Raw genomic sequence first — 4,457 nt, forward strand, 5'->3', positions numbered from 1 at the left:
CACCTGGGGGCGCTGGACGTCGCCCTTCCGGGCGGGGTCCCCCGGCACCCAGAGGCCGCCGACGGCATTGAGCGCCAACCCGGTGACGACGGCGTCGACGCTGTTGCCCAGCAGGCACACCACGGTGTCGCCGCGGCCGACGCCCAGGGCGCGCAGGCCCGCGGCGCGCACGCGGGCGGCCTGCCAGATGTCGCGGTAGGTGTACCGCGCGCCGGAGAAGTCCAGGAACAGCGTGTCGCCCGCCTGCCGGCCTGCGCGGCGCAGGATGTCGATCACGGTGTCGGTCTCGCCGTCGGACCAGGCGGGGTGCTCGGCCCGTCCGGGGCCGGCGATGGTCGCCGCGGCGGGGGAGGTGTGGCCGTCGGTGCGTTCGTCGGTGGAGCCGATCGTCACGAGCGGGGTCCTTCCTGCGGTGTCGGCTCGGAGGGCGACAACCTGGCGGCGATGAGCAGGGTGCGCAGCGGGCTGGCGGCGGCGACCTCGGTCGCGCCCGCGGCCAGCGCGGCGGCGACGGCCCGCTCGGTGATCTCGGTGAGTTGCGGAATGTCGGGGGTGCCGGGGGCGAGCACTCGCAGCGGGGTGAGCCGGGCGGCGATCTCGGTGAGGGCGCGCAGATCGGGGTTGTCGGTCTCCGACCAGGCCGTCAGCTCGAGAGCGCCTTCGCGGACCTCGCCGTGATCGCCGTCGACGGTCACGATTTTGCCCTCGAGGGCGGCCAGCGCCTCGGCGCCGCAGCCGACCACCGCTGGTCGGCCGATCTCGCGGCTGACCACCGCGGCGTGGGAGGTGGCGCCGCCGAAGGCGGTGACGATGCCCTGCGCGGCGAGCATGCCGTGCACGTCGTCGGGGCTGGTCGCGGTGCGCACCAGCACGACCTGCTCGCCCTCGTCGGCGGCGTCGACCGCCTCGTCGGGATCGGTGACGACCCGGCCCCGGGCGATGCCTGGGCAGGCGGGCAGTCCGGTGGCCAGCAGCGGGGCGGCCGCGCGGGTGTCGGGCTGGAGGGCGGGCAACAGCAGGGTGGCGATCTGGGCCGGTTCCACACGGCGGATCACCTCGGCGTCGTCGATGGCGCCCTCGGCGCGCAGGGCGAGCGCGATGCGCACCGCGGCCGCCGCCGAGCGCTTGGCGGTGCGGGTCTGCAACAGCCAGAGCGTGCCGGATTCGATGGTGAATTCGATGTCCTGGACATCGGCGCCGAGCTGTTCGAGCGTGCGGCCCGCCGTCATGAGCGCGTCGTGGGCCTCGGGCATGGACTCGCGCAGGGCACTGATCGGCAGGCAGTCGGTGGTGCCGGAGACCACGTCCTCGCCCTGGCCACCGGGCAGCCATTCGCCGAACGGCTCGGCGGCGCCGGTCATCGGGTCGCGGGTGAACAGCACGCCGGTGCCGGAGTTGTGGTCGAGATTGCCGAACACCATGGCCTGCACGATGACCGCGGTTCCGGCCTCGTCGCCGAGACCGTGGTGGGCGCGATAGGTGCGGGCGCGGGGGCTGTTCCAGGAGGCGAACACGGCCTCGATCGCCCCGCGCAGTTGGCGCGACGGGTCGGCGGGGACAGGCTGTTCGTCGTCGCGCAGCACGATCTTGCGGTACATGTGCTCGAAGCGCTTGCGGGTGTCGGCGGCGAAGACCGCGCCGCCCGCACGCGCCAGCGCCCGCTGCACGCCGTCGTCGATGCCCAGGTCGAGCACGGTGTCCATCATGCCGGGCATGGACTCGGCGGCGGCGCTGCGCACGCTGACCAGCTGGGGGCGCTCGTCGCCGCCGAAGACGCGCCCGGTCTCGGACTCCAGCCAGCGCAGCGCGTCGAGCACGTCGTCCCAGATCCGCGCCATGAGCGCCTCGGGTTCGCGCTGCCAGGCGCGGCAGGCTTCGGTGCTGATGGCGAAGGCGGGCGGCACGGGCAGCCCGTTGCGGCGCATCGCGTCCAGGCCGAAACCCTTGTTGCCCACCAGTTCGCGCGGCAGGCGGATCGAGCCGTCGAGGCGGACCACCGCCGTACCGATCGGCACGTTTTCCGGCTGCGCGAGGGTAGTGTTCACGAGCATCGAATTCTCGCCGTGGGACGCGATGTTCGACATGGCCCTCCTTGCCTCAGACATGTATAACTATGTCACACAGGTGTGGGAGTGTCTCGGAAATGCTCCACCTCTCTCACCGGGGCGCCGCGGTCCAGGCCGCAGCGGCGCCGCAACAGTCGCGAACCCGAGGAGCGGATGTGACGACCGGTGTCGACCTGACCTTCAGGCCCTTCGTCGACGGCGACTGGCGCGAGACCGACGGGCCGGTGAACGTCGTGATCGACCCGGCCACCGAGCAGACCGTCGCCACCGGCCGCGACGGCACCGCCGCCGATGTCCACGCCGCGATCACCGCCGCGCGCCGGGCCTTCGACGAGGGGCCGTGGGGCCGGATCAACGGCGCCAAGCGCAAGCAGCACCTGCGCCGCTTCGCCGACGCCCTCGAGGCGCGCCGCGCGCACATCGCCGATCTGGTGGTGGCCGAGACCGGCGCGATTCCCGCGCTCGCCGAACGCCTGCACGTCGGGGTCGCGCTGGAGCATTTCGCCTGGGCGGTGGCGCAATCCGACCGCGAATGGGCGCGGCCGCTGCCCGCCTACGGCAAGGGCGCGGGCGTGGTGCTGCGCGAGCCGTGCGGTGTGGTCGGCGCGATCAGCGCCTACAACTTCCCGTTCTTCCTGAACATGGCCAAGCTCGGCGGCGCGCTCGCCACCGGCAACACGGTCGTGCTCAAGCCCTCGCCGCTGACCCCGCTCGAGGCGTTCGTCATCGCCGAGGCCGCCGCCGAGGCCGACCTGCCGCCGGGCGTGCTCAATGTCGTGTCCGGCGACATCGAGGTGGGGCGGGCCCTGACCACCGACCGTCGCGTGGACGTCATCACCTTCACCGGCTCCGAGCGGGTCGGCGGACTGGTGAGCGCGCAGGCCGCGCCCAACATCACCCGGGTGCTGCTCGAACTGGGCGGCAAGTCCGCGTTGATCGTGCGCGCCGACGCCGATCTGACCGCTGCCGTGGAGTACACCGTGCGCCAGATCGTCACCCAGGCCGGGCAGGGGTGCGCGCTGTCCACCCGCCAGCTGGTGCACCGCGACATCCACGACGAGTTCGTGGCGGCCGTGGTGGCGGCGCTGTCGCGGGTGGTCACCGGGCCGCCGCGCGAGCCGGGCGTCGGGATGGGGCCGTTGATCCGGCAGACCCACCGCGAGCGGGTGGAGCGCATGGTCGACGCGGCGCGCGCCGAGGGCGCCACGGTGGCGATCGGCGGCCGGCGCACGGCCGGGCGCGACAAGGGCTTCTTCTACGATCCGACCCTGCTCACCGGTCTGGACAACAGCGCCGCCATCGCCCGCGAGGAGGTGTTCGGCCCGGTCGGCGTGGTCATCCCGTTCGCCGACGACGACGAGGCGGTGCGCATCGCCAACGACAGCGACTACGGCCTCGGCGGGCACGTCTACAGCGCCGACGTCGATGCGGCCTACCGGCTGTGCACGCGGATCAGGTCGGGCTATCTGGCCGTGAACGGCGGTGTGGGCGGGATGCATCCGGCCGCGCCGTTCGGCGGGTACAAGCGCAGCGGGCTGGGCCGGGAGTACGGCGAGGAAGGGCTGGAGGCGTTCCTCGAGACCAAGAGCATCACCTTCCCGAAGGACTGACCGGATACCCACGCCACGGCGGTTCGACCGGTCGCGGATCACCATCGCCCCGGCCGGCGCGCCGACGCCATCGGCCGGGTCGACGGGGCAGTGCGGTGCGGGTTGCGGTGACACCCCGCTCGATCCGGCGGACATCGGTCTCTGATGTGCCGTCCGAGGTCACCACATCCGAGGACGTCCGGCACTGCTGCGGCCCGCACGCGAGTGCGACGGTGGGTAGCGGGGGATCCGGCCGACGAACGGATGACACCATGGACCGCGGACTTCCCGACGACTACTCGATCGAAACCGCCCTGGCGCTGGCCTGCCGGGCGCCGTCGGTGCACAATGTCCAGCCCTGGCGCTGGCGGATCTGCGACCGCAGTGTGCACCTCTACCTCGATCCGTCGCGTGCGCTGCCCTCGACGGACCCCGACATGCGCGATCTCGTGCTCAGCTGCGGCGCCGTGCTGCACCACTTCGCCGTGGCGTGCACGTCGCTGGGATTCGCGGCGGTCGTGCACCGGCTGCCGAACCCGGACGAACCCGATCACCTCGCGGCCATCACGCTGGTGCCCCATCGGGCGACCGATCAGGAGATCGCGCTCGGCAAGGCCATCGCGAAGCGGCGGACCGACCGCCGCCATTTCTCGTCCTGGCCGATCCCGCCGGGCCACCTGAGCCTGTTCGCCGAACGAGCCGCCACGCTGGGCGCGGTGGTGCGCGTGGTGGAACCGGAGGAGCGGGAACACGTCGCGGCGGCGGCGCGGGAAGCGGCCCGGCTGCACGCCGCCGACGAGGC

General features: G+C 73.0%; 3 protein-coding genes and 1 pseudogene. 2 read left to right on the plus strand and 2 right to left on the minus strand.

What is annotated here, in order from left to right; translation table 11 throughout:
- Nucleotides 1-393: AMP-binding protein (locus QH283_RS21700; protein ID WP_280504816.1), on the minus strand; the 393-nt coding region annotated here is incomplete at its 3' end.
- Nucleotides 390-1,997 (minus strand): pyruvate, phosphate dikinase, encoded by a 1,608-nt coding sequence (locus QH283_RS21705; protein ID WP_280504818.1) that lies wholly within the window; start codon nucleotides 1,995-1,997, stop codon nucleotides 390-392. The genes QH283_RS21705 and QH283_RS21700, both read right to left, overlap by 4 nt.
- Before the next feature lie 224 nt (nucleotides 1,998-2,221).
- Between QH283_RS21705 and QH283_RS21710 the strand changes: the two genes are divergently transcribed.
- On the plus strand, nucleotides 2,222-3,676 hold the full coding sequence (locus QH283_RS21710) for an aldehyde dehydrogenase family protein (RefSeq protein ID WP_280504817.1): 1,455 nt from the start codon (nucleotides 2,222-2,224) through the stop codon (nucleotides 3,674-3,676).
- Between the two features lie 251 nt (nucleotides 3,677-3,927).
- A pseudogene (locus QH283_RS21715) lies at nucleotides 3,928-4,457 on the plus strand (Acg family FMN-binding oxidoreductase); the annotation flags it as partial.

Source organism: Nocardia farcinica (assembly GCF_029867845.1).
Taxonomy (GTDB): Bacteria; Actinomycetota; Actinomycetes; order Mycobacteriales; family Mycobacteriaceae; genus Nocardia; species Nocardia farcinica_A.